This is a genomic window from Cryptosporangium arvum DSM 44712 (assembly GCF_000585375.1).
Classification (GTDB): domain Bacteria; phylum Actinomycetota; class Actinomycetes; order Mycobacteriales; family Cryptosporangiaceae; genus Cryptosporangium; species Cryptosporangium arvum.
In genome coordinates this window covers 1,226,601-1,251,286 of record NZ_KK073874.1, presented here as the reverse complement: position 1 = coordinate 1,251,286, position 24,686 = coordinate 1,226,601, and the positions used below count along the sequence as shown (strand labels likewise).

General features: G+C 72.4%; 13 protein-coding genes. 5 read left to right on the top strand and 8 right to left on the bottom strand.

Going from position 1 to position 24,686, the window contains the following annotated elements; translation table 11 throughout:
• The first annotated feature begins 67 nt into the window (after positions 1-67).
• Entirely contained in the window at positions 68-1,195 is a 1,128-nt protein-coding gene (locus CRYAR_RS05725) for a sensor histidine kinase (protein ID WP_051569798.1), read from the top strand.
• Positions 1,192-1,827 (top strand): response regulator, encoded by a 636-nt coding sequence (locus tag CRYAR_RS05720; RefSeq protein ID WP_035848886.1) that lies wholly within the window; start codon positions 1,192-1,194, stop codon positions 1,825-1,827. The genes CRYAR_RS05725 and CRYAR_RS05720 overlap by 4 nt, the downstream gene beginning before the upstream one ends.
• Here the strand turns inward: CRYAR_RS05720 and serB are convergent.
• From serB to CRYAR_RS05705, 3 genes are all read right to left on the bottom strand, one after another.
• A complete protein-coding gene (serB, locus tag CRYAR_RS05715; RefSeq protein WP_035848884.1) occupies positions 1,824-3,023 on the bottom strand; it encodes a phosphoserine phosphatase SerB in 1,200 nt (399 codons plus the stop codon). The genes CRYAR_RS05720 and serB overlap by 4 nt on opposite strands.
• Positions 3,024-3,174: 151 nt before the next feature.
• On the bottom strand, positions 3,175-4,875 hold the full coding sequence (gene ctaD / locus CRYAR_RS05710; protein WP_084701756.1) for an aa3-type cytochrome oxidase subunit I: 1,701 nt from the start codon (positions 4,873-4,875) through the stop codon (positions 3,175-3,177).
• Positions 4,876-5,034: 159 nt separating this feature from the next.
• Positions 5,035-6,651: a bis-aminopropyl spermidine synthase family protein gene (locus tag CRYAR_RS05705; protein WP_035848883.1), complete on the bottom strand. Its 1,617-nt coding sequence runs from the start codon at positions 6,649-6,651 to the stop codon at positions 5,035-5,037.
• A gap of 68 nt (positions 6,652-6,719) precedes the next feature.
• Here CRYAR_RS05705 and CRYAR_RS05700 point away from each other — a divergent pair, with 68 nt between their 5' ends.
• Positions 6,720-8,966: a PAS domain-containing hybrid sensor histidine kinase/response regulator gene (locus CRYAR_RS05700; protein WP_084700120.1), complete on the top strand. Its 2,247-nt coding sequence runs from the start codon at positions 6,720-6,722 to the stop codon at positions 8,964-8,966.
• A gap of 105 nt (positions 8,967-9,071) precedes the next feature.
• Positions 9,072-9,524, top strand: coding sequence for a DUF779 domain-containing protein (locus tag CRYAR_RS05695; protein ID WP_245620400.1), 453 nt, complete (start codon positions 9,072-9,074; stop codon positions 9,522-9,524).
• On the opposite strand, the gene CRYAR_RS05690 is transcribed toward CRYAR_RS05695, so the two are convergent.
• Entirely contained in the window at positions 9,521-10,741 is a 1,221-nt protein-coding gene (locus CRYAR_RS05690) for a PucR family transcriptional regulator (protein WP_035848875.1), read from the bottom strand. The genes CRYAR_RS05695 and CRYAR_RS05690 overlap by 4 nt on opposite strands.
• A 282-nt stretch (positions 10,742-11,023) precedes the next feature.
• Between CRYAR_RS05690 and CRYAR_RS05685 the strand changes: the two genes are divergently transcribed.
• On the top strand, positions 11,024-12,508 hold the full coding sequence (locus CRYAR_RS05685) for an MFS transporter (RefSeq protein ID WP_084700116.1): 1,485 nt from the start codon (positions 11,024-11,026) through the stop codon (positions 12,506-12,508).
• A gap of 42 nt (positions 12,509-12,550) precedes the next feature.
• On the opposite strand, the gene CRYAR_RS05680 is transcribed toward CRYAR_RS05685, so the two are convergent.
• The 4 genes from CRYAR_RS05680 to fxsT form a co-directional block, all read right to left on the bottom strand.
• Positions 12,551-14,137, bottom strand: a complete 1,587-nt coding sequence (locus tag CRYAR_RS05680; protein ID WP_051569793.1) for an acyl-CoA carboxylase subunit beta — start codon at positions 14,135-14,137, stop codon at positions 12,551-12,553.
• Positions 14,124-20,588 (bottom strand): type I polyketide synthase, encoded by a 6,465-nt coding sequence (locus tag CRYAR_RS05675; RefSeq protein ID WP_035848873.1) that lies wholly within the window; start codon positions 20,586-20,588, stop codon positions 14,124-14,126. The genes CRYAR_RS05680 and CRYAR_RS05675 overlap by 14 nt, the downstream gene beginning before the upstream one ends.
• The gene (locus CRYAR_RS05670) at positions 20,585-22,243 is read right to left on the bottom strand and encodes a fatty acyl-AMP ligase (RefSeq protein WP_035848872.1); all 1,659 of its coding nucleotides are present in this window, start codon (positions 22,241-22,243) and stop codon (positions 20,585-20,587) included. The genes CRYAR_RS05675 and CRYAR_RS05670 overlap by 4 nt, the downstream gene beginning before the upstream one ends.
• 221 nt (positions 22,244-22,464) lie before the next feature.
• Complete coding sequence (gene fxsT / locus CRYAR_RS05665) at positions 22,465-24,633, bottom strand: FxSxx-COOH system tetratricopeptide repeat protein (protein ID WP_051569792.1); 2,169 nt, start codon at positions 24,631-24,633, stop codon at positions 22,465-22,467.
• Positions 24,634-24,686 lie beyond the last annotated feature (53 nt).

Genomic DNA, 24,686 nt, shown 5'->3' with positions numbered 1-24,686 from the left:
CGACGGTCGAGCGCACACCGTAGGTCCGGTCGAGGCGGCGTCCCGATCGCCGTGGTCGAATCGGACCATGCGGCTGGGCGGGTGGGAACTGCGGGCGCGTGACGTGGCCTCGGCTCTCGGCGTGTTCGTCGGCGGCCTGCTGCTGTTCAAGTTCGGGTATCCGCTGAAGTCCTGGGTCGGCGTGGCGACGCTCGGAGCCTCCGCGGTGTCGCTGCTGTTCATCCGCAGCTACGCCTGGTTCAGCCTGACGATCGCCGCGGTCGCGTTGACGATCGACTGGATCGTCGGCCCGAACCTGCTCACGATCTGCGTCTTCGCGAACGCGGCCTACGTCGTCACCGAGCAGGGGTCGGCCCGGGTCGGCCGCGCGATGATGATCGGCTCGGTCGCAGCGGTGCTGATCTTCACCGGCGTCGGGCTCGTCATCGAGGGTGAGCTGACCGGCGTGCTGCTCGGCGTCCAGGCCGCGTTGTTCACGGTGTTGCCGGTGGACACCGCGATGACCGTCCGGCGCCACCGCCAGACCGCGGCGGCCGAGCGGGAACGCGCGGAGCAGACCGCGCGGCTGGCGGAGCTCGACCAGCGTGCCGCCGTCACCGCTGAACGCACCCGGGTGGCCCGCGACCTGCACGACCTCGTCGCCAACGACCTGAGCGTGATCGCGCTGCACTCCACCGCCGCGCTAGCCCGTGACGACCACGGCGACACGACCCGCCGATCGCTCGAGCTGATCCGCAAGCACAGCGTCGACGGGCTGGCCGAGATGCGGCACCTGATCGACGTCCTCCGGGCCGGCGATGGTGCCGATTCGCCCGCCGAGGCGCGCCTGGATCAACTCGACGCGCTCGTCGAACGGGCACGAGAGGACGGAACGCCGGCGACGCTGACCGTGGACGGCGAAGCCAGGCCGCTGTCACCGGCGGTGGAGCTGGCCGGATACCGGATCCTCCAGGAAGCGCTCGTCAACGCCGGGAAACACGCGGCCGGGCAGCCGGTCGAGGCCGTCGTGCGGTACCGCCCGGACGCACTGACGTTGACGGTGGAGAACCGGCTGGCCGCGGCGGATTCCTCGTTCCCGCTGGTCGGCGGAGCGGGGCTGGTGGGGATGACCGAACGGGCGGCACTCGTGGGCGGCGCGCTGGACGCGGGCCCCCGGGAAGGACGGTGGCGTGTGCACGCCTCGATTCCGCTGTGAGCGTGCGGGTGCTCGTCGCCGACGACCAGGCGGCGGTACGGACCGGGTTGGTGCTGATCCTGTCCTCGGCGCCGGACATCGAGGTCGTCGGTGAGGCCGCGGACGGGCAGGAGGCGGTGGAGCTGGCTCGTTCGCTGCGCCCCGACGTCGTCGTGATGGACGTGCGGATGCCGAAACTGGACGGGATCGGCGCGACGGCGGCGCTGGCCGCCGACGGTGTGGCGGACGTACTCGTGCTGACGACGTTCGACCTGGACGAGTACGTGTTCGGCGCGCTGCGGGCCGGTGCGGCCGGTTTCCTGCTGAAAGACACCGAGGCGGCCGACCTGATCGCCGCGGTGCGGCTGGTGGCCGCCGGGGAGGGCATGGTCGCGCCGCGGGTCACCCGCCGGCTCATCGACGCATTCGCCCGCGGCGCGGTGGCTCGACCGGCGCCACCGCCGGAACTGGAGAAGCTGACCCCCCGCGAACGCGAAGTGCTCGACTGCCTGGGGCGCGGCCAGTCGAACGCGGAGATCGCGGCCGCGCTGGACATGGCCGAGGCGACCACCAAGACCCACGTCAGCCGCATCCTGGCCAAGCTGCGCCTACGCAGCCGCACCCAGGCCGCGGTACTGGCCCGCGAGCTCTAGCCCTCGTCGACCTCGTCGATCTCCTCGCGGGAGACCCCGAGAAAGAACAGGACCGCGTCGAGGTAGGGCTGGTTGAGCGCGGTGTCGGCGACCTCGCGCAGCGCCGGCTTCGCGTTGAACGCGATGCCGAGCCCGGCCGCGCTGATCATGTCGATGTCGTTGGCTCCGTCGCCGACCGCGACGGTCTGGGCCATCGGCACGCCCGCGGCCGCGGCGAACTTGGCCAGCGCGGTGGCCTTCCCCGGCCGGTCGACGATGTCGCCGATGACCCGCCCGGTGAGGACGCCGTCGATCACCTCGAGCGTGTTCGCGGCCGCGTAGTCGAGCCCGAGCAGGTCGACGAGGTGGTCGGTGACCTGGGTGAAGCCCCCGGACACGATCCCGCAGAGGAAGCCCATGCGCTTGAGCGTGCGCACCAGCGTGCGCGCGCCCGGCGTCAGCTTCACCTCGTTGCGTACCTTCTCCAGCACGATCGCGTCGAGGCCGGCGAGGGCCCGGACGCGCTGGTGCAGCGAGTCGGCGAAGTCGAGCTCGCCACGCATCGCGGCCGCGGTCACCGCCGCGACCTCGGCTTCGGCCTCGGGGCCGGCGTGCGCGGCCAGCATCTCGATCACCTCGCCGGTGATCAGCGTCGAGTCGACGTCGAACACGACCAGCCGCTTCGCCCGTCGGGCGAGCCCGCTGCGCTCGACGGCGACGTCGATGTGGTGGGCGATGGCGACCGCGGAGAGCGCGGTGCGCAGCGGTGCGCTCTCCACGCCCGAGACGCGGAGCTCGAGGCTCGTGACCGGGTACTTGGACAGGCGCGTGATCGCGTCGATGTTGCCGCCCAGGTCGCTGATGCCGGACGCGATCGACGCCACCGCGGACGCGGTGAGCGGCCGGCCGAGCACCGTGACGTGGTGGGGCTTCTCCAAGCGGCGGGTCATCGGCGCGTCGGCGGTCGGCGCGAGCGCGACCTCGATCCAGACGCCGAGGGCCCGGCCGAGGTCGGACACGCTCCGTTTCACCGCGGGCAGCTCGTCGGCCGAAGGCAGCTCGACCGAGACGCCGAGCAGCAGCTGGCCGCGGATCACGACCTGCTCGACGTCCCGGACCTCGAGGTCGAGGGTGGCCAGAGCGGAGAAGAGAGCGGCGGTGACGCCGGGGCGGTCGGCGCCGGTGACGGTGAGCAGGGCACGCGTGCTGTGAGTCATCGCTCCGGTTCCGCGGCTGGAGAAAATGTGGTGCGTTCACTCACCGTAGAGCGCCTGCGCTCGTCCGGGAGAACCCGGACCCGCCCGTGTGAGCGACTCCACCCGCACAAAAATGGCCGGCCTCGGAAGGCCGGCCATTTCGGTGGTGGTGTTACGCGTTGACGCTGGGCTGCTGCTGGTTCTTGACCTCGTTGGCCCAGGGCGCGAGGTGCGGGAACTTCACGTCGAACGCCGGGCGCTCCGAGCGGATGCGCGGCAGCTCGAGGAAGTTGTGCCGCGGCGGCGGGCAGGACGTGGCCCACTCGAGGCCACCCCCGTAGCCCCACGGGTCGTCGACGGTCACGACCCGGCCGAGCTTGTAAGACTTCCAGATGTTCCAGATCATCGGCAGCGTCGAGATGCCGAGGATGAACGCGCCGATCGTCGAGATCGTGTTCAGCGTCGTCCAGCCGTCGCTGGCCAGGTAGTCGGCGTAGCGGCGGGGCATGCCCTCGTTACCGAGCCAGTGCTGCACCAGGAACGTGGTGTGGAACCCGATGAACGTCAGCCAGAAGTGCAGCTTGCCGAGGCGCTCGTCGAGCATCCGGCCGGTCATCTTCGGGAACCAGAAGTAGATCCCGCCGAACGCGGCGAACACGATCGTGCCGAAGAGCACGTAGTGGAAGTGCGCCACCACGAAATAGCTGTCCGAGACGTGGAAGTCCACCGGCGGGCTGGCCAGCAGAACACCGGTCAGACCACCGAACAGGAACGTCACCAGGAAGCCGACCGCGAACAGCATCGGCGTCTCGAACGTCAGCTGGCCTCGCCACATGGTGCCGATCCAGTTGAAGAACTTCATGCCGGTGGGCACCGCGATCAGGTACGACAGGAAGCTGAAGAACGGCAGGAGCACCGCGCCGGTGACGAACATGTGGTGCGCCCACACCGTCATCGAGAGCGCCGCGATGGCCACCGTGGCGCCGACCAGGCCCTTGTAGCCGAACAGCGGCTTCCGGCTGAACACCGGGATGATCTCGGTGATGATGCCGAAGAACGGCAACGCGAGGATGTAGACCTCGGGATGGCCGAAGAACCAGAACAGGTGCTGCCAGAGGATCGGCCCACCGGTGTCGGCGTCGTAGACGTGCGCCCCGAGGTGCCGGTCGGCCAGCAGGCCGAAGAACGCGGCGGTCAGGATCGGGAAGACCATCAGCACGAGGAGGCTGGTGACCAGCATGTTCCAGGTGAAGATCGGCATCCGGAACATCGTCATTCCCGGCGCGCGCATCGTCAGGATCGTCGTGATGATGTTGACCGCGCCGAGGATCGTGCCCAGACCGGAGATCGCGAAGCCGACGATCCAGAGGTCGGCGCCGGCGCCGGGCGAGTTGATCTCCGAGTTCAGCGGCGCGTAGGCGAACCAGCCGAAGTCGGCGGCACCGCCCGGCGTCAGGAAACCCGAGAGCACCATCAGACCGCCGAAGGCGAAGGCCCAGTACGCGAACGCGTTCAACCGCGGGAACGACACGTCGGGCGCGCCGATCTGCAGCGGCACCAGGAAGTTCGCGAACGCGAAGCCCAGCGGCGTGCCGAAGAGCAGCAGCATGACCGAGCCGTGCATCGTGAACAGCTGGTTGTACTGCTCGTTCGACAGGAACTGCAGCCCCGGCCGGGCCAGCTCGGCGCGCATGAGCAGCGCCATGATGCCGGCCGCGGCAAAGAAGAAGAACGACGTGATCAGGTACATGATGCCGATTTGCTTCGCGTCGGTCGTCCGGATGATCCGGGCCAACGCGTTGCCCTTCACCGACTCGCGCACCGGCCATGGCCGGCTCACGATCGGTTCCGGTTCGATGCGCTCGGCTTCGATGGTCACAGCCGGACCCTCCTGGCAGATCGGCGTCGCTGGGCCTGTAGGGGCCCGCGGCTGGCAAGCCTCGCGAGTGAGAATAGTCCGTCTCCCCGGTTCAAAACGGCGGGGGTCTACCTAGCGTCGTCGTGTCAGAAAAATCCCGTTCCTGAGTCGCAGTCACGCTCCGTTCGGAACCGAGGCCCGGACCGCCGCGAAAAGGGGCCCGAGGCGGTGCCGCGGGACCTCCATCAGAGCGCCGTCCGCCTCGATCCCGGCCGGCGTCGGGAGCAACTCGGCCACGCGTGCGGCAGCCTGGGGTTTCGTCAGGCCGGCGTGGGTGACGAGCGCGTCGCGCCAGACGTTGGCCAGGCGGCCGTGGGCGCGGTCGAGGACGTGGCGGACCAGCCGGTCGCCCCGGTCGGCGGGGTCGGGGGCCGCGACCGCCTCGACGATCGCCGAGGCCGGCCCCGGCGTGCTGCGCCGGAACCGCAGCGCCCACTTCGGCGCGACGAGTTCGGCCAGCGCCTGCTGGCCGGCCGCGTCGGCCAGGTCGGGATGGTTGTTGCCGACCGCGACGGCGAGCCGGCGGGCGTCGACCGCGAGCAGCACCCGGAGCAGCCAGGAACCCGGGTCGGCCGAGGCGTCGACCGCGACCGCCCCGGAGCGCGCGGGCGCCGGCACCCCACCGGTCCAGAGCGCGCCGAGCGGCCGTTCCCCGCTCAGCTCCGGCGCCGTGGGGCCCGCGGTGCGCAGCGCGCCGGGCGTCGGGCCCGCGCCGAGAACCGGCAGGCGGTCCGGGCCCGAGGCCGCGGACACCAGCGCGGCCGCCACCTCGCCGGGCGCGGCCGACGACGCCTCCGCGGACTGCTCACCGTGGGTGTAGATGGTGGGTTTCGCGCGGCCCTTCCGGTGGGCCTTGCTCGTCGGGAGAAGGAGGTAAAGGTCACTGGCGCTCCCGATCGCCTGCGCGCCGTCGTACCGGGAGAACGCCGGCCACTGCGCCTGCACGGCGAGCTCCAACTCGCCGAACGTGCGCTGGACCGCCAGCCCCAACGCCGGCGTGCGCGGCGAGAACCCGTAGGCGAGCAGGATGCGCCCACCCGGCACGAGCCCTTCGATCGCCCGTTCGAGGAACAGGCCGATGCCCTCGGGCGTGTACGGCGGGTCGGTGAACGCGAGCCCCGCCCGCCCTGCCGCCGCGGCCGGCAGCCCGAACCGCAGGTCACCGAAGACGCACCGGATGCCGAGCCCGAGCGAGTCGATGAAGGCGAGCAGCCGCTCGTCGACGTCGACGACGGTCGCGGTCAGCGACGGACGCAGCAGGCAGGTGGCCGCCGCGGTGAGATCGTGGTCGCCGACGCAGAGCAGGTGCGCGCCGTCCAGGTCGAAGTGGGCGTCGAGCCAGAGCGCGCGGCGCACCGCGGTCTCCGGGGTCGCGGCCACGTGGTCGAGGGCCCGCCGGGGCGGTGGCGCCGACGCGCGCAGCCGGGTGACCTGGGCCAGCAGGTCAGGAACGGTGGCGAGCGCCGGGCCGAGCGGGTCGGCGAGCTCGGTGGTCCGCCGGTCGAACCGCCGCCGGTACTCCGCGGCGCGCTCGGCCCGGATCCGCAGCTCCCCGCCCGGCGCGAGGTCGTCGCCGAGCGCGGACAGCACCTCTTCCACCGTCCGTCGCGGCACCGCGAACGCCCGTACGAGGTCGGCGAGCGTCCATCCCCGCTCCCCCAGCGCGAGCACCACCGCGCGAACCGCCCGGCCGTGCTCCGAAATCACCCCTGCGACGGCGTCCGCACTCACGCGCGAAGGCTCGCACAGCCTCGCGTGGCGCGCCAAAAGCTACAATCCGTACTTAACGGTAAAAACCGATGCGACAGGGGACCGGCGTGACCGAACACGGTGTCCAGGAGATGCCCTCGGCGATCGTCGCGATCGATCCCGACGGCCGCATCACCCAGGCCAATTCCTGCGCCGAGGATCTGTTCGGCTACAGCTGGGACGAACTGTCCCGGCGCCCACTAGACGATCTGTTCCGGGAGCCGACCGAGCTGCCTGACGTCACCGGCGACATCGAGCTGGCCTGCCGGCGCAAGGACGGCTCGCTGTTCGACGCCGAGCTCTCGCTCACCCCGATGGACACCCCGGAGGGTCAGCTGGTCTCGATCGAGATCCGCGACCTCGGGCAGCGCAACCGGGCCGTGGAGCGGATGCGCTGGCTCTCCGCGATCGTCGAGCACGCCCACTCGCCGATCGTCAGCGCCGACGTCGACGGGATCATCACGTCCTGGAACACCGCCGCGGAACGGGTCTACGGCTGGACCGCCGAGGCGATGATCGGACGCCCGATCAGCACGTTCACCGAGCCGGTGCACGCCGAGGTCGTCTCCGAGACGCTGGCGAAGGTCCGCGAGGGCGAGACCGTCCACATCCCCGACGGCCAGATCGTCCGGGCGGACGGCCGCCGGGTGGCGGTGAGCGTCTCCGCGTCGCCGATCGTGGGGCCGAACGGCTCGATCGCGGGAATCGCGTACGCCGCCCGCGACCTGTCGGAGTCCGAGCGCGCCGAGGCCAAGTTCCGCTGGCTGCTCAACGCGACGCCGCTGCCGATCGTCGGGGTGGAGGTCAGTGGCCGGATCCGGATGGCGAACACCGAGGCCGCACGCACGTTCGGGTATCTCGTCGACGAGCTGATCGGCGAACACCTCGACACCCTGCTGCCGGACGCCCAGAAGGCGGTGACCGCCGAGTCCCGGCACGATCCGCGTGACCCGGTCTCCGAGCCGACCCGGCTGGCCGGGCACCGCAAGGACGGCAGCCTGTTCCCGGCCGAGATCCTGCTCTCCTCGCTGCTCACCGAGGACGGGCTGCTGATCGCGGTCACCGTGCACGACATCACCGCGCGGCTGGAGAGCGAGGCCGAGCGGGTACGGCTGGAGAACCAGCTGCAGCGCTCGCAGCGGCTGGACAGCCTCGGCCAGCTGGCCGGCGGCGTCGCGCACGACTTCAACAACGTGCTCGCGATCATCCTGGGCCACGCGTCGATCGCCGAGGAGGACCTGGCCGGGATCACGCACCTCGACGATCACGGCCGGCTCGCCGGTGCCCTCCGGGCCGTCGAGCAGATGCACCAGGCCGCCGAGCGCGGCTCGCGCCTGACCAAACAGCTGCTCGCGTTCGGCCGGCGCGAGATCGTGCGTCCACAGGTGTTCCTGCTCAGCGAAGTCACCGCGGACGTCGTCCGGCTGCTGGCGGGAACGCTCGGGGCCGACGTCCGGGTGTCGACGAGCAGCGACGCGGACCTGTGGCCGGTCACCGCCGACCCGGGGCGGATCGAGCAGGTGCTCGTCAACCTCGCGGTGAACGCCAGGGACGCGATGCCGCAGGGCGGGACGCTGCAGATCGACGCGGTGAACGTCGCGCTCGACTCGGCGCAGGCCGCGCGGTACGGGCTCACCGACGGCCGGTACGTGCAGCTTCGGGTCACCGACACCGGCACCGGGATGCCGCCGGAGGTGGTCGAGCGCGCGTTCGAGCCGTTCTACACGACCAAACCCGACGGCCAGGGCACCGGCCTGGGGCTGGCGTCGGTGTACGGGATCGTCTCGCAGGCCGCCGGGCACGTGTACCTGCGGTCCCGGCCGGGCTGGGGCACGTCGGTGACCGTGCTGCTGCCGGCGTCGTCCGGCGAACCGTCGGTGCGCCCGGGCGCACAGCACCCGGCGGCTCCGGCCGAGTCGACCGAGCCCGAGCGCACCGTGCTCGTCGTCGACGACGAGCCCGACCTGCGCAAGTCCATCGAGATCATCCTCGGGCGCGGCGGGTACGCGGTGCTCACCGCGGGGTCGGGCGACGAGGCGGCGCAGCTGGCCAGCGCCTACCCGGGCTCGATCGACCTGCTGCTGACCGACGTGACGATGCCGGGGCTGTCGGGCCAGGAGGTCGCGCGGCGGCTGCGCGCCGACCGGCCGTCGATGCGGGTGCTGTTCATGTCCGGGTTCGCCCAGCCGCTGCTGACGTCCAAAGGAACGATCGGGCCGGACGTGACGTTGGTGGAGAAACCGTTCACGCGGCGGAGCCTGCTGGCGAAAGTGGCCGAGGTCTTGGCTCCCGCATAAGTCACATTGAGACTAGTCTCGGGGTGACACCGACGGAGGTGCGTGCCGCGGCCGCGGCGGCCGAGGCGCAACTCCGCCTGCACCAGCTGCAGCAGCGGCCCCGGCGTGCTCGCCTCGCGTCCGTACCGGCAGGCGCTGGCCGCGTACCGCGGGCCGGTGCTCCCCCGGTCGGACGCCCCGTTCGTGACCGCGGTGCGCGAGGAGGCCCGCCTACGTCTGCGCCGGGCGCTCCTGCGCCACGCCGGTGTCGACGTATTACTGCAGTACGCCGAGACGCCGGAGGCCGGCACCGCCGACGACATCGAGAAGGCGCTCGACGCCGCGCACGCCGCCGCGCCGGCCCGGGCAAGACGTCGGTCGCCGACCGACGTGCTGCTGGGCGTGCTGGAGCCGTCGGTTCCGGTGTGGATCTCCGCGCCGCAGTTCGCGGCCTGGCGCCACACCCAGCTGGCGCTCGACGTGGAGGCGCGCGGGCTCCCGGCCCCGGCCGGACCGTCGCTCATCAGCGACGAGGACTACGCCGAGGTGTGCGTCCCCACGATCGGGCTCAGGCCCTAGCCGTCCGTTGCGGGCGCTCGCACCACGGCGAGCGCCCGCAGCGCGCATTCGAGCTCGAACCGCGAGTCGGGGTCGTGGAGCTGGTCGGAGAAGAGCGCCTCGAGCTGACGCAGGCGGTAGCGCACGGTCTGCGGGTGCACCTGGAGCCGCGAGGCCACCTCCGGCGCGCCGCCCCGCGTCTCCAGCCACGCGAGCAGCGTCTCGCTCAACCGCACCTGCTGCTTCGCGGTGAGCTGCCGGAGCGGTGCCAGCCGGCGCTCCGCGAACACCTCGACCAGGGCCTCGTCGGCGAGCAGCAGCAACGTGGACAGATGATCGGCGCTGCGCACGACCTGCTGGCGGCTCAGCGAGCCGCGGCGCAGGAACGCGAGCGCGCGCCGAGCCCAGCGCAGCGAGCGCCGCGCGTCGGCCACCGCCACCGGCAGGCCGATCGCCGCCCGGGAGGAGTGCAGCACCGAGCGCAGGGCCGCCTCGGTGCGGTCGAGCTGTGCCTCCGGCACCAGCAGGCAGGGTTCGCTGCCCTCCAGGTCGATGAGCACGGCCGGACCGAGGTCGGGCAGCGTCAGCTCGCGGTCGTCCGCGCGCGGCTCGAGCGCGATCGCGACCAGCTGCTCCGGCACCGTCCACCGCGCGGTGCGGGCCAGGTCGGCGATCGCCGCCTCGGACGGCGGCGGGTCGGCGAGCAGCGTCTGCATCAGCTGGCGACGCCGACGCTCGCGGGCCCCGGCAGCGTGCGCCTGCGCCTCGGCGTAGCCCTCGACCGAGAGCGCGGCGAGCTGGTCGACGTAGGCGATCACGGCTTCGCCCAGCTGGAACAGCAGCGGCGCGGGGATCGAGAGGCGCAGACCGGCGTCGGCAAGGCGACGCCAGGCGACGCGGGCGCCGAGCCGGTACGCGGCCTGCAGCGCATCCAGGCTGCGGCCCTGCTGGAACTCGCCGTAGCCCAGCTTGCGGTGGACGGCGTCCCAGTCGTCCACCGTGAGGTTCGGGTCGCCGACCTTGTCGGCGAACTGGGTGAGCGCCCGCTCGACTCCCACCCGGATCACGTACTCGTACGACTCGCCCATCGACCGCCCGAACTCGGGGATCCCCTCGCGGACGGCCTCGACGATCTCCTCGGCCAGCGTGCCGAGCTCCGGCTTGATGACTTCCGCCAGCTCGGCCGGCAGACCGGCCCAGGGCTCGAACGCACCCGGGCGCACGGCTAACTGCGACATTCGATCACCTCCGGCCGACCGGGCTGACCGCAAACCGCACGGACAGTAATTCCGAACTAGGCGGCAGACTATTAACGACGCGTTGCAACTGTCAACCGACAGGTTACGCCTCCGGGTTCCGGAAATGAGCTCGGTACCATGAATTACCGAGACCATCAGGCTTTTCCCGTAAATACTCTCCGTTAGGCACTGCGGCCTTTTCTTCCTCCATTCAGTAATTCCTTGCCGACGATTGTCGAGGCGCCGTTCGCACGCGGAGCTTTCTTCCAAATAGGGCACTTCATGGCGATCTCTCTGGGAGAATACCGGCAAGGAGGCCGTCCGATGCCCTCTCGTGTCGTGCTCGTGCCAATTGCACTCGCGGCCTTTGTCACGTCACTCGACAACACTGTCGTCAATGTCGCCCTACCCTCGATGCAGCGCGACTTGGCGCTCGGCGTCAGCGGCCTGCAATGGATCGCGACGAGCTATATCTTGGCGTTCTCGGCGCTCCTGCTCGCGGGCGGCCGACTCACCGATCTGTACGGGCGCAGGCGCGTGTTCCTGGTCGGCATCGGCATTTTCGTCACCGCTTCGGCACTGGGCGGGATCGCTACCTCCGGTGACTTCCTGATCGCCACTCGCGTGCTGCAGGGAATCGGTGCGGCACTGGTGCTGCCGTCCACGCTGGCGGTGCTGGCGACCGACGTCCCGTCGGCCGCGCGCCACCTCGGGGCGGGCGTGCTCACCGCGTCGATCGCGCTGTCGCTGGCGCTGGGGCCGGTCGTCGGGGGCGCGGTGGCCGAGCACTGGCACTGGAGCTGGATCTTCTTCCTCAACGTCCCGGTCGGGCTGTTCACGATGGTGCTGGGGGCACGGACGATCGGCGGCTCGCGGGCCAGCGGGCAGCCGGTCGACGTCGGCGGGTTGATCACGTCGACGTCGGCGATGTTCGCGGTGACGTACGCGCTGATCGAGGGCAGCGTGGTCGCCGGGGGGCTGGCCGTGGCCGGTGGGGCCTCGTTCGTCGTCGTGGAACGGTTCGCCGCGGCGCCGATGGTGGACGTGCGGCTCTTCGCCTCCCGCGTGTTCAGTGGAGGAACGGCCGCCCAGGTGTTGTGGGGGCTCGGGATCAACGGCGTCTTCTTCTTCACGTCGCTGTTCCTGCAGGACGTGATGCGGCTCGGACCGACGGCGGCCGGCGCGATGTTCGTCCCGCTGGCGGTGGCGCTGGTGGTGTGCGTGCCGGTGTCGGCAGCGCTGGCCACACGGGCCGGGGTCCACCGCACGGTCGCGGGCGGCATGGCGCTGATCGCGGCCGGGCTGATCTGGGTGTCGTTCGTCGGGCGGGGCGACCCGGCCTGGGCGCTGGTGCCGGGGCTGGTACTGGTCGGCGTCGGGTCGGCGTTGACGACGCCGTTGACGTCGGCGGTGCTGGAGGTCGTGCCGCCGGCGTCGGCCGGGGTCGCGGCCGCGGTGATCAGCGCGGCGCGTGAGGTCTCTGGAGTGCTGGGGATCGCGCTGGTCGGGGCCGTGGTCACGGTTCGATCGGCGGCCGGGGCGTCCGGTGGTGCCGGGCCGGTCGACGCGTTCGCCAGCGGCTACACCGCCGGCCTCTGGTGCGCGGCCGCGCTCACCGCGCTCGGCGGAGCGATCAGCCTGGTCGCGCTGCGCCCCGAGGTCGTCGGCGCCACGCGGGGAGACCGAGCCCGGCGGCCCGTACCGGCCAGGAGGCTCGGAACCTCTGCGGCCGGTCGTGGACGCCGGCCCGGCCGGGGTCGGTCGTGACGTCCTCCACGTCGGTGTAGGACGGCCGGTGCGGCCGACGCTTCACAGCGGGAAGTTCGTGTGCTTGCGGGCGGGGGACGCCTGGCGTTTCGTCCGTAGCATCCGTAGTGCCTTGGCGACCTCCGTGCGGGTCTCGGACGGGGCGATCACCGCGTCGACGTAGCCGCGCTCCGCGGCCTCGTACGGCGTGCACCGCTGCTCCCGGTAGGCCGCCACCAACGCCGCGTGCAGCGACTCGACGTCGCCGGTCGCCGCGGCCTCCTGCAGCTGCCGCCGGAACAGCACGCTCACCGCCGCCTCGCCGCCCATCACCGCGATCTCAGCCGTCGGCCACGCCAGGTTCGCGTCGACCCGGTAGTGCTTGCAGCCCATCGACGCGTACCCGCCGCCGTAGGCCTTCCGGACGATCACGGTGACCATCGGCACGGTCGCCGTCGCGTAGGCGAACGACAGCTTCACCCCGCGCCGGATGATTCCGCCCCGCTCCTGGGCCAGGCCCGGGAAGTACCCCGGCACGTCGACGAGCGTCAGGATCGGGATGTTGAACGCGTCGCAGAACTGGATGAAACGCGCGCCCTTCTCCGACGCGTCGATGTCCAGCGCGCCGGAGAGGTGCAGCGGCTGGTTGGCGACGACGCCGACCGTCCGCCCCTCGATCCGGGCCAGCCCCACCAGCAGGTTCGGCGCGAACGCGGCCTGCAGTTCGAGGAACTCGCCGTCGTCGACGACGTGGCGGACGACACGGCGCATGTCGTAGAGGCGGTTCGGCTCGTCCGGGACGACCTCGTTGAGCGCCAGGTCGTCGGCGCTGATCTCGAGGTCGGCCGCACCGAAGTCCGGTGGCTCGTCGAGGTTGTTGGACGGCAGGTACGACAGCAGTGACTGCACCCAGTCGAGCGCGTCCTGCTCGTCGGTGGCGACGTAGTGGACGTTCCCGGCCTCCGCGTTGGCGGCCGGCCCACCGAGCTCCTCGAACGTCACGTCCTCGCCGGTCACGGCCCGGACCACGTCCGGACCGGTGACGAACTGGTGCGAGGTGTTCTCGACCATCACGACGACGTCGGTGGCCGCGGGCCCGTACACGGCGCCGCCAGCGCACGGCCCGAGGATCAGCGAGATCTGCGGCACGACCCCCGACGCCAACGCGATGTGATAGCCGATCTCGCCGTACGCGGCGAGCGACGCCACACCCTCCTGGATCCGCGCCCCGCCGGAGTCGTTGAGCCCGACGATCGGACAGCCGACCTCGATCGCCCGCTGCATGACCTTGACGATCTTCTGCCCGACGCGTTCCCCGACGCTCCCGCCGAAGACCGTGAAGTCCTGCGCGTACACGCAGACCGGACGTCCGTCGACCAGGCCGTACCCGGTGACGACGCCGTCGCCGTATGCCTCCCTCGTGTCGTCGCCGTACGCGCCGGCACCGTGCCGGGCGAATTCGTCCACCTCGACGAACGAGCCCGGGTCGAGGAACGCGTCGATGCGCTCGCGAGCGGTGAGTTTGCCCTTGGCGTGCTGCTTCTCGACCGCGCTCCGCGCGCCCTGCCGGGCCACCTCCCTCCGCCGCGCCAGCTCCGCGATCTTCGCCGCGGTGCCCTGTGCGGTCCTGGGCAGATCAGTCGTGGTCATCGAGAACTCCGTCCAGGTGGCTCGCGAGCACGTCGAGGTTGGGGCGGTCGATGAGCGACAGGTGGTCACCCGGGACCGGGACCACCTCCAGGTCCGAGCACCACTCGTCGAAGCCGAGCGACTCGTCGGTGCGGATGTAGCGCGGATCCTGCGCCGCGATGACGTCGACGGCCTCGGTGGCGCGGTAGAGGACGACCCGCCCGTCGTAGGGCTGGATCCGGTACCGCTCCGCCACCCGTACGTCGAGGTAGGAGTCGCGCTGGTGCTGCAGGACACCCTTGCTCAGGCCGAGTCCGGCGTCGGCGATCAGCTTCGTCAACAGGTCGGTCTGGCCGACGTCGTCGAGCCGGAACAGCTCGTCGTAGGGAATGTCTACGCGGATGCCGTAGGTGTCGTGCAGGTAGTCGAGGAACACCATCAGGCGGTCGGTGACGCGCTCCTGTTCGGACTTCGCCGGGTCCGGCGGCAACGGCACGATCGTGTCGATCACGGCGACGAACGCCACCTCCTCGCCGGCCGCGCGGAGCTGCTGGGCCATCTCGTAGGCCACGCACCCGCCGAGCGACCAGCCGCCGAGCCGGTACGGGCCGTGCGGCTGGAGCTCCCGGACCAGCTCCAGGTAGCGGGCGGCCTTCGCCTCGATCGTCGTGAGCTCGTCGATCCGCTCGAGGCCGTAGACGGGCTGGTCGGGGTGCAACAGCCCGGCGAGCTCCTGGTAGACACCGGCCGGACCGCCGGCCGGGTGCGCCAGGAACAGCGGGCGACGACGACCCTCGGCACGCAGCGGCCGGACCACCGAGGTGGCGTTCTCGGAGAACGGGCGCACCAGGTCGGCGATCGCGGCGATCGTAGGGGCCGCGAACAGGGCGGCGGTGTCGTGCGGCAGGCCGGGTACGCGTTCGCGCAGCTGCTCGTGGAGCCGCTCGCGGGCGCCGTGGTCCAGGTCGAGAGGTTCGTCGACGTCGACCGTGCGCTTCAGGAGGCGTTGCACCAGCCGCTCGGTGTGGTCCCGCCCGGCCAGCGGCGTCCTTCGCAGTGGTGTCCGGGCGCGCGGCGCGAAGCCGAGTTCCTGCCCGATGTGCGTGACGAAGTCGTTCAGGCTCGCGCCCTGCAGGAGCATCCGGACCGGCAGCTGGACGCCGAAGTCGGCCTCGACGGCGTTCTTGGCCCGCACCGCCATCAGCGAGTCGAGGCCCAGCTCGGTGAGCGGCACGCTCGCGTCCAGCTCGTCGGGGCGGAAGCCCATGATCCCGCCGACGCGGCTGGTGAGCCGGTCGATCAGCTGGGTCCAGTTCTCGGCGACGCCGTCCCGGCGGTCGGGCGCGGGTTCGTCCGGTACCAGGTGAGCGAAGTACGGAATCGCGGCGACGCGCGGGAACAGCGCCAGCAGCTGGGGCACGTCGAGCCTGGTCACACCCGTCACGGTGCGACCAGAGGCGAGGATCGCGGCCAACGCCTCCAGACCCTCGGCCGGGCTGATCGGCTCGAGCAGGGGGTTCGTCGTGTCCTTCGCGCCTCCCACCTGCGACCGGGCGCCCCACTGGATGCTCGTCGCCGGAAGGCCCCGCGCTCGACGCCACTCCGCGAACCCGTCCAGCCAGGCGTTGGCCGTGGCGTATCCGGCCTGACCGGGCGAGCCGAGCAGGCCCGCGGCCGAGGAGTAGATCAGGAACCAGTCGAGCGGGTGGTCGACGGTCGCCTCGTGGAGTCGGAGGGCGCCGGTGACCTTCGGGCTCCACACGCGGTGGAGCGACCCCGCGTCGAGGGTGCTGATCGGCTGGTCGGCCCGGGTTCCGGCGGCGTGCACCACCCCGTGCAACGGCAGTCCGTGCGCGGTCGCCGCGCCGACCATCTCCTCGGCGACGCCGGGCTCAGCGATGTCGCCGGGAACGACTTCGAGTTCGGCGCCGGTCTCCCGGAGCCGCTCCACCGTGGCCGCGACTTCGGCCGACGCGGTGCCACGCCGCCCGTTGAGCACGACACGGCGGGCACCGCGCGCGACGAGCCATTCCGCGAGCAACACGCCCGGGCCACCGAGCCCGCCCGAGATCACGTAGCTGCCGGGCCGCACGAGCGTTCCGGCCGGCTCGAGCCCGTCGGATTCCGGCCCCGCGGGGTGGGAGCGGGGGGTGGCCGGGACGGAGACCCGGGTGAGGCGGGCGGCCCAGCGGCGGGGGCCGCGGCGGGCCACCTCGGTGTCGGGGGCGGCGACGAGGAGTTCGTCGACGAGCGAGCCGGCGGAATCGGCATCGACGAACGTCGCGGTGAGTTCCGGATGCTCGACGCCAAGCACACGGATCAGCGCGCGGAGGGCCTCTGCTCCCGGGTCGGCGACCTCACCGTCCACGACCGCGGCCGCCCGCACCGTGGCGGTCCACAAGCGAGCGCGATCGCCGAGCCCACGTGCGGTGCCGGCTACCGTCATCACGAGCCGCTCGGCCCCGGTCGGATCCGGACCGGGCGTGCGGGGGTCGATCACCAGCACGTCGGTGGCCTCGGCCTCGTCGCGGACCACCTGCTGGCCGGCCTCGGCCAGCAGGTGCGTCACCTGATCGGCGTGGGCGCCGGTGCCCAGCACCAGCCACCGCCCGGCGAGGCGTTCCGCCGACGGGCTCGGAGCCGGTTCCCAGACCGCTGCGAACAGCTTGTCCCCGAGCGGAACGGGCACCGAGGCGCGGTCCGCACGCCGCAGGTACACGTCGCGGATCTCGGCGATCAACGCACCCTCGCGATCGCGGACGAGCACGGTGCCGAGCGCCGCGTTCTCCCCCTGCGGCGCGAGCGTCGCTTCGGCGAACACTTCGCCGGGCAGTGGCCCCGCGGTCCGGAGCGTGCCGATTCTCGCGGGCAGGTAGATCGAGTCGTCCGGTCGTTCGTGGGCCAGCGCTGCCACCGCGAGCGTCTGGAGCAGCGCGTCGAGCTGGGCCGGGTGCAGGTGGAATCCCGCTGCTCCGCCCGCCGCGTCGGGCAGAATCACCCGGCCCGCCGCGTCCGGCGGAATCACCCGGCCCGCCGCTCCGCCCGTGCGCTCCCGGAGGGTCGCTTCCACGAGGCCGCGGAAGGCCGGTCCGTACGACCGTCCCGCGAGCGGCACCCGCGAGTAGAGATCAACCGCCTCGCCGGCGACGTCGGACGGGGCCGCAGCGGCGGGCGGGGTCGCCGTGGTGGAGACCGTGGCGGTCGCGTAGCGGAGCCAGTCGTCCGTCGCCGCTCGGGACCAGAACTCGACGGCTCCGGCGTCGGTGAGCGTGACCGTCAGTTCGGTGGTGGGGCCGAGCGGGAGAATTCGCTCCAGGTCGAGGTCGGTGAGCGTGAGCCGCGCGACCGGCACGCCGAAGCCGACCGATCCGGCGGCCAGCGCCAGTTCGGCGAACGCCGCGCCCGGCAGCACGACCACGCCGTGCACGCGGTGATCGGCCAGCCAGCCGGCCGCGTCGGTGCCCACCGAGGCGCGGAACACGTGTTGGCCGGGCTGCTCCACGTGCGATCCGAGCAGCGGGTGCGGCCCGGTGGGTCGCGGGCGGGTCTCCACCCAGTGGCGCTGGTGACGCCACGGGGCCGTTGGCACGTCCACCAGTTGCGTGCGCGGCACCCGCAGATCCACCGGCACGCCGTGCACGTGCAGGGTCGCCAGGTTCGTCGCGAAGGTCACCGCGTCGTCGGTGTCGCGGCGGAGGGTCCAGGCGAGCACCGGGGCGGTGGTTGCGGCCGCGGCCAGCGTCCGGGCGACCGGCACGGTGGCGATCGGGTGCGGTGAGATCTCGACGAAGACCGTGTGGCCGTCCTCGGCCGCGGCGGCGACCGCCTGGGTGAAGCGCACCGGCCGTCGCACGTTCGCGGCCCAGTACCCGGCATCGAAGGCGGGCGTCTCGCGGGGATCCGCCAGCACGGTTCCGTAGATCGCCACGCCGACGTCCGAGGGTTTCACCACGGCCAGGCCGGAGCGGAAGTCGTCGAGAATCACGTCGATGATCGGGGAGTGCGCGGCGCCCCGGACGTCGAGCTGCCTGGCCGCGCGGCCGAGCGACTCCACGTGCGCGACGAGGGCCGCCAGCTGCGTGCTGTCCCCCGCGACCGTGCACTGGTCGGGGGAGGCGTAGACGGCCACCCCGACGCCGGGGAAGCGCGGGGCCAGCGCGTCGACCTCGGCGGCGGCGAGGTCGACCACCGCCGTTGCTCCCAGGTCTCCGCCCCCGGCCAGGATCCGCTGCCCGGCCTCGACCAGCAGGCGCGAGCGCAACGAGATCACCCGGACGCCGTCCTCGGGCGAGAGCGCGCCGGCCACGACGGCGGCGGTGATCTCGCCCATCGAGTGCCCGATGACCGCGGCCGGTTCGACGCCGTGGGCGCGCCACAGTTCGGCGAGCGCCAGCTGGAGCCCGAAAGTCGCGATCTGGATCGTCGCCAGGTCACGGGGTTTCGCACCGGTCTCGACCAGCGTGGCCAGCGAGAACCCGGCGTACGTGACGAAGTGCGGATCGAGCGCGCGGACCGCGTCCGCGAACACCGGGTGCTCGTGGTGGAGCCGCCGGCCCATCCCGGCCCAGTGCGATCCGTACCCGGAGAACACCCACACCGGCCCGCGGGCCGGCGGCGCGGCCCGCTCCGGCCCGGTCACGACGCCCGGCCACTCCTCCCCCGCCGCCACCCGCCGCAACGCCTCCACCGCCGACCCGCGGCCCGCGGAATCGACAGCAGAAACCACCACCGCGGCGCGCGAACGACCCACCTCCCGGTGGTGGGCCAACGTCGACGCCACCTCGTCCAGGCCGACCGGCCGCCCCTCCAACCACTCGGCGAGCGCCCCCGCCGACGCCCGCAACCGCTCCGGCGACCGCCCCGACAACGGCAGCACCAGCGCCGGACCCCGCGCCCCACGCGACCTCCGCCGCGGCACCGACCGGTACTCCTCCAGCACCACGTGCGCGTTCGTCCCCCCGAAACCGAACGCCGAGACCCCCGCCCGCGCGACCCCGCTGTACCGCGGCCACGGCCGCGACGACGAGACCACCTCCAGCCGGTACGAATCGAACGGGATGTGCGGGTTCGGCGTCGAGTAGTTCACGCTCGCCGGAAGACGGTCGTGCACCATCGCCAGCACGACCTTCACCAGTCCGGCCACCCCGGCCGCCGCCTCCAGGTGCCCGAGGTTCGTCTTCACCGACCCGATCAGCAGCGGCCGGTCGGGCTCCCGTCCGGCCCCGAGCGCCGCGCCCAGCGCCCGCGCCTCGATCGGGTCCCCGAGCAGCGTCCCGGTGCCGTGCGCTTCGACGTAGTCGATCTCCGTGCCGGACAGCCCCGCATAGACGCCGCGCAGCAGGGCCTCCTGCGACGCCGGATTCGGCGCGGTGAGCCCGTTCGAGCGCCCGTCCTGGTTCACCCCCGACCCACGGATGACCGCCAGCACCCGGTTCCCGTCGCGCCGGGCGTCGGAGAGCCGCCGGAGGACGACGACCCCGCAGCCCTCGCCGCGGACGGTCCCGTCGGCGCGGGCGTCGAACGCCTTGCACCGACCGTCCGGGGCCAGCGCACCGGCCGCGTCGAACGTCGCCGTGACCGACGGCGACAGCAGCAGGTTCACACCGCCGGCGAGCGCGTGGTCCACCTCGGACAGGCGCAGGCTCTGGCACGCCTGGTGCACCGCCACCAGCGACGACGAGCACGCGGTGTCCAGGGTGACGCTGGGCCCGCGCAGATCGAGCAGGTACGACAGCCGGTTGCTGACGATCGACAGCGCCGACCCGGTCGCCGTCCACGCGTCGATCGACGACAGCGACGCGCCGGTCAGGTGCCCGTACTCGGTGCCGGACGCGCCGACGAAGACGCCGGTGGCCGTTCCGCGCAGCGACAGGCCGGCGTGCTCCAGCGCCTCCCACGCCACCTCGAGCAGCAACCGCTGCTGCGGATCCATCAGCGCGGCCTCGCGCGGCGTGATCCCGAAGAACTCGGCGTCGAAGCCGCTCACGTCCCCGAGGAAACCGCCCCACCGGGTGAGCCCGGCGAGCACCGCCGCCGAGGCCGCGGACCCGTCGCTGAACTGCTCCCAGCGGCCCGACGGCACGTCGCGCACCCCGGAGCGCCCCGAAGCGAGCAGGTCCCAGTAGGCCGCCGGCGTCCGCACGTCGCCGGGGAACCGGACGCCCAGCCCCACGATCGCGATCGGTTCGGAGCGGGCCGGCTCGCCGGTGGCTCCACGAACCGGCGAGCCGGCAGCTTCAAGCCCCGGCAATCCCTTATTGACGGACACTCCTGACTCCAAATGCCCCGCCAGTAGCTCGATCGTCGGGTACTCCCAGACCACCGTCGCCGGCAGCGGACGTCCGAGCAGCTGCTCCAGCTCGCCGACGATCGCCACCGCGTCGCGCGAGGCCAGCCCCAGCTCCCCGAACGGCCGATCGAGGTCGGCGTCGGTCACACCGATCCGCGCGGCCAGCCACGACGCGAGGTTCATCGAGCGACCACCAGCGAGCCGTCCAGGTACCTCTCCCGGGTGGCGAACCGGGCGATCTTGCCGCTCGACGTCCGCGGCACGTCGTTCGGCACCACGAGCACGACGTCGTGCACCGACACCCCGTGCCGCGACGAGACCGCCGAACGGATCGCGGAGGCCACCGAGGAGGTGACCCACGCCGTCGCGTGCCGGGACACCTCCGCGACCACCACCAGCCCTTCGCCGTCGGCCACCGGTACCGGGAACGCGGCCACCCGGTGCCGCCCGACGACCGGGTCCGCGCTCTCCACCGTGGCCTCGACGTCCTGCGGGTAGTGGTTGCGCCCGTCGACGACGATCAGGTCCTTGATCCGGCCGGTGACGTACAGCTCCCCGTCGACGAGCACGCCCAGGTCACCCGTGCGCAGCCAGGGCCGGCCGTCCAGCGACGCGCCGAACGCGTCGGCATCCGGTCGTTTCCAGTAGCCCAGGGCGACGTTGGGCCCGGTCACCCAGATCTCGCCGACCTGCCCATCCGCGCACCGGACGCCCGACGACGGATCGACGATCGCCAGCCGGGCCCCCTCGGGGTTGTCGGCGTACCCGCACGCCACCATTCGCCGGTCGCCGCCCACGTCGAGCGTCCGCACGCGGTACGGCTCCTCGTAGGACCAGCACGTCACGAGCACGGTCGCCTCGGCGAGCCCGTACGCGCCCGAGAGCACGTCCGGACGCAGCCCGTGCGGAGCGAACGTCGCCGCGAACCGGTCGAGCGTGTCCGCCGACACCGGTTCCGCCGCGTTGATGATCAGGTCCGCGTTCTCGAGCCGGAGGTCGGCGCGCTCCCCCGGCGTGATTCGCGAAGCGCAGTAGTCGAACGCGAAGTTCGGCGCGGCCGTGATGCCGCCCGGATACCGCGACAGCAGCTCGAGCCAGCGCACCGGACGCACCAGGAACGCGACCGGGTCGGTGAACACGGCCGGGACGCCGTAGACGATCCCCCCGCACGCGGTGAGCACAAGGCCCATGTCGTGGTACAGCGGTAACCAGCTGATCAGCGTCGACCGCCCGGGTTCGACGCCGTAGAGCGCGAAGCCCTGGTGGCTGTTGGCCACCACGTTGCGGTGGCTGATCATCACGCCGGACGGCTCCCGCGTGGAACCCGACGTGTACTGCAGATACGCCACTTCGTCGAGGTCGACGTCGACCGGCTCGCAGGCTTCCGGTCCACGCACGAGATCGATGTCGACGACGTCGGGCGCGAGGTCGAGCGCGGCCAGGAACGCTCGCACCCCCGCCGACGCGGCCGACGTCGTGACCACGCACGCGGGCTCGCAGTCGGCGAGCGCCCCGGCGAGCCGCTCCTCGTGACCGGGCAGGTCCGGCGGGAACAGCGGCACGGCGACCGCCCCGGCACGCAGTGCGCCCAGGAACCCGGCCACGTAGTCGAGGCCCGACGGGGTCATCAGCGCGACCCGTTCGCCGCGTCGCACCGTCCGCTGCAGACGCGCGGCGACCGTGGAGACCCGCTCGTCGAGCTGCGCCCAGGTGAGCGAACGGGCGACACCGTCCGGGTTGGACGCGTAGTCGAGGAACGTCAACGCCGGCAGTTCGGGGGTGCTCCGGGCCCAGTGGGCCAGATGCGTGGACAGCGGCGACATCCGATCGGGGGGCATCCGGACTCCCTCGAAAGCAAAGAGTCCGGCCACCGTATTACGCCATCGACCATTGACAACGCCGAACAAACGAAATTGAGCACCCGTACCGGGGAAATTGTCACCGGCGACACAATCGCGCTAAGCCGCAGGTCAGAGGGCTATTCGCGCGCCGCTAAATAGTTACCGACGGTATCGGAGAACCGATACAGCTTATCTTTACCTTATCGACGCGACGTAATTCAGCCGGCGTCGCGACGCGTGGTCTCGGTGTGTTCCACCCAGGTGCGCAACTCTTCGGCTCGTTTCGCCTCACCCAGCGCGGCGAGGTCACGCGCGAGCCGGCGCGCGGACTCGATCGCGCTGGGATGCGACTCGCCGAGCACCCGGCGGCGGCGCGCGAGGATCTCCTCGTCGAGCCGGCGCGCGAGACCGACGTCGCCGAGCCCCCACGCGTCGTCGGCGAGATCGGTGGCGGCCGACAGGCTGTCGGAGTGGTCCTCGCCGAGCGCCTCGCGGCGGCGGCGCAGCCGGTCGGCGTCGAGTTCCTGCGCGGCCTCGAACCGGCCGAGCGTCCGCAGGGTCTGCGCCAGGCAGCGCGCGGCGCGCAGGGTGTCCTCGTCGTCGGGGCCGAGCCGGTCGCGCCAGCGGCGGTGCAGCTGGTCGGCCAGGTCGCGGGCCGACCGGACGTCGCCGCGGGAGAGCAGCACCCGCGCCGCCGAGACCGCGCTCGCGCGCAGTCCGCTGTGGTCGGAGTGCGCCGGGTCGGCCGCGTAGAGGTGCGGGAGCAGCTGCGCCCAGGCGGGCCAGCGCCGCGGGTCGGTGGGGTCGCCCGGGTCGGCCGCGGCGAGCAGACCGTCGACGTGGGCGCGGACCGCTTCCCGGCGGTCGGCCCCGAGCTGGTCACGCAGGAGCGCGGCGACCAGCCGGTGCAGCGCCACCACGCCGTGCGCGCCGTTGAGCGGATCCTCGATCGCGATCCCGAACTGGCTGCGCCGTTCCACGTGGACCAGCCCGAGCCGCTGCAGCCGGTCGACGCTCCGTTCGAGCAGGCCGCTGCCGTCGGCGATGCCTTCGAGGGCGGCCAGCGGATGCGTGCGGAACCAGCGGTCCACCTCGTCGGACAGGTTCGGATCGGCGAGGCCGAGCAGGCCGACGGGGATCGGCCGCGGCGCGAGGAACGCGCAGACCCGTACCAGCGCCAGCGCGACCGGGTCGCGGTTGGCCAGCCAGCTCGTCACGGTCGAGATCGCGCCGGCCAGCGCGTGCGGATAGTTGACCGACCGCTGCTCGTCGAGCACGTGCGCGACGTGCTGGGCGAGCTCGGTGAGGTAGTCGCCGGGCCGGGTGTCGGTCTCCACCAGGTAGCCGGCCGCGAGCACGGCGGCCAGCGGCAGGTCACCGAGCACCGGAGCCAGCCGACCGGCCTCCATCCCGCTCAGCCCCGGGTCGTGGCTGCGCAGCAACTGGATCGACTCGGCCCGGCTGAACAGGTCGACTTCGAGCGTCGACGCGACCGGCGCCCACCCCGAGGTGCGCGAGGTGATGATCGTGTGACCGTCCCCGCCGGGCAGCCACGGCGCCAGCGCCTCCGCGGACTCCGCGTTGTCGAACACCACCAGCCACTTGGTGTTGCGACGCAGGTACGTGCGCGCCACGGTGGCCGCGGTGCCGGTGTCGGTCGCCGGGCCGACCAGGCCCAGACGGACCGCCAGCGCCGCGAACTGGTCGCCGACCAGCACCGGGCGGTCGGCCGGGATCCACCAGACCAGGTCGTAGTCGGCCCCGAACCGGTGCGCGTACTCCAGCGCGAGCCGGGTCTTGCCGACCCCGCCCATCCCGAACCGCCCCTCGACCGCGACGCGCCCGTCCGCGCTCAGCGCCGTACGAAGACCGATCAACGCGTCGTCGCGCCCGACGAACACACCGTCGCGCGCGGGGACGTTCCACACGTCGGGCCGGTACCCCGGCAGCCGGGGCGGGGCTGGCGCCGCCGAACGCCCGAGCACGGCCGCGACCACCCGGTCGGCGGCGGCCGCGGGCGGGGCGTCGTAGAGGGTCGGCCCGCTGACGCCCGACCACGGCTCCGGCAGCGCGACGGGCTCCACCCGCACCGGGACGACCTTGCCGAGCAGCGACAGATCGGCTTTCGTGTCGTCGACGTACTCGGAGGCCTCCAGCAGCGAGGCCGAGAACAGCAGCACGGCCCGCTCGACCGGCGCCTCGGCGTCGAGGAAGCAGCTGCGCAGGGCCTCGGTCAACGGCTGGCCGGTGTCCCATCGCCACCCGGCCAGCCGGACTTCGACGCTCCCGGGCGCTCCGGCGTCCGCGAGTCGGGCCGCGATCCACTCCGCCCACGGCCGATCCCGGCCGACGTGCGAGATCACGAATCGCCGACGCGCGTCGCTCACGCCCCTCACCTCGATCAGATGTCGCCCGAGGGCCACATTGAGTGCGACTCCGA

Bases quoted from the DNA above. Each gene is read 5' to 3' on its own strand.
- CRYAR_RS05690 (WP_035848875.1), bottom strand. From the start codon at position 10,741: ATGTCGCAGTTAGCCGTGCGCCCGGGTGCGTTCGAGCCCTGGGCCGGT.
- serB (WP_035848884.1), bottom strand. From the start codon at position 3,023: ATGACTCACAGCACGCGTGCCCTGCTCACCGTCACCGGCGCCGACCGC.
- CRYAR_RS05670 (WP_035848872.1), bottom strand. From the start codon at position 22,243: ATGCCCCCCGATCGGATGTCGCCGCTGTCCACGCATCTGGCCCACTGG.
- CRYAR_RS05725 (WP_051569798.1), top strand. From the start codon at position 68: ATGCGGCTGGGCGGGTGGGAACTGCGGGCGCGTGACGTGGCCTCGGCT.
- CRYAR_RS05680 (WP_051569793.1), bottom strand. From the start codon at position 14,137: ATGACCACGACTGATCTGCCCAGGACCGCACAGGGCACCGCGGCGAAG.
- CRYAR_RS05675 (WP_035848873.1), bottom strand. From the start codon at position 20,588: ATGAACCTCGCGTCGTGGCTGGCCGCGCGGATCGGTGTGACCGACGCC.
- CRYAR_RS05700 (WP_084700120.1), top strand. From the start codon at position 6,720: ATGCGACAGGGGACCGGCGTGACCGAACACGGTGTCCAGGAGATGCCC.
- CRYAR_RS05685 (WP_084700116.1), top strand. From the start codon at position 11,024: ATGGCGATCTCTCTGGGAGAATACCGGCAAGGAGGCCGTCCGATGCCC.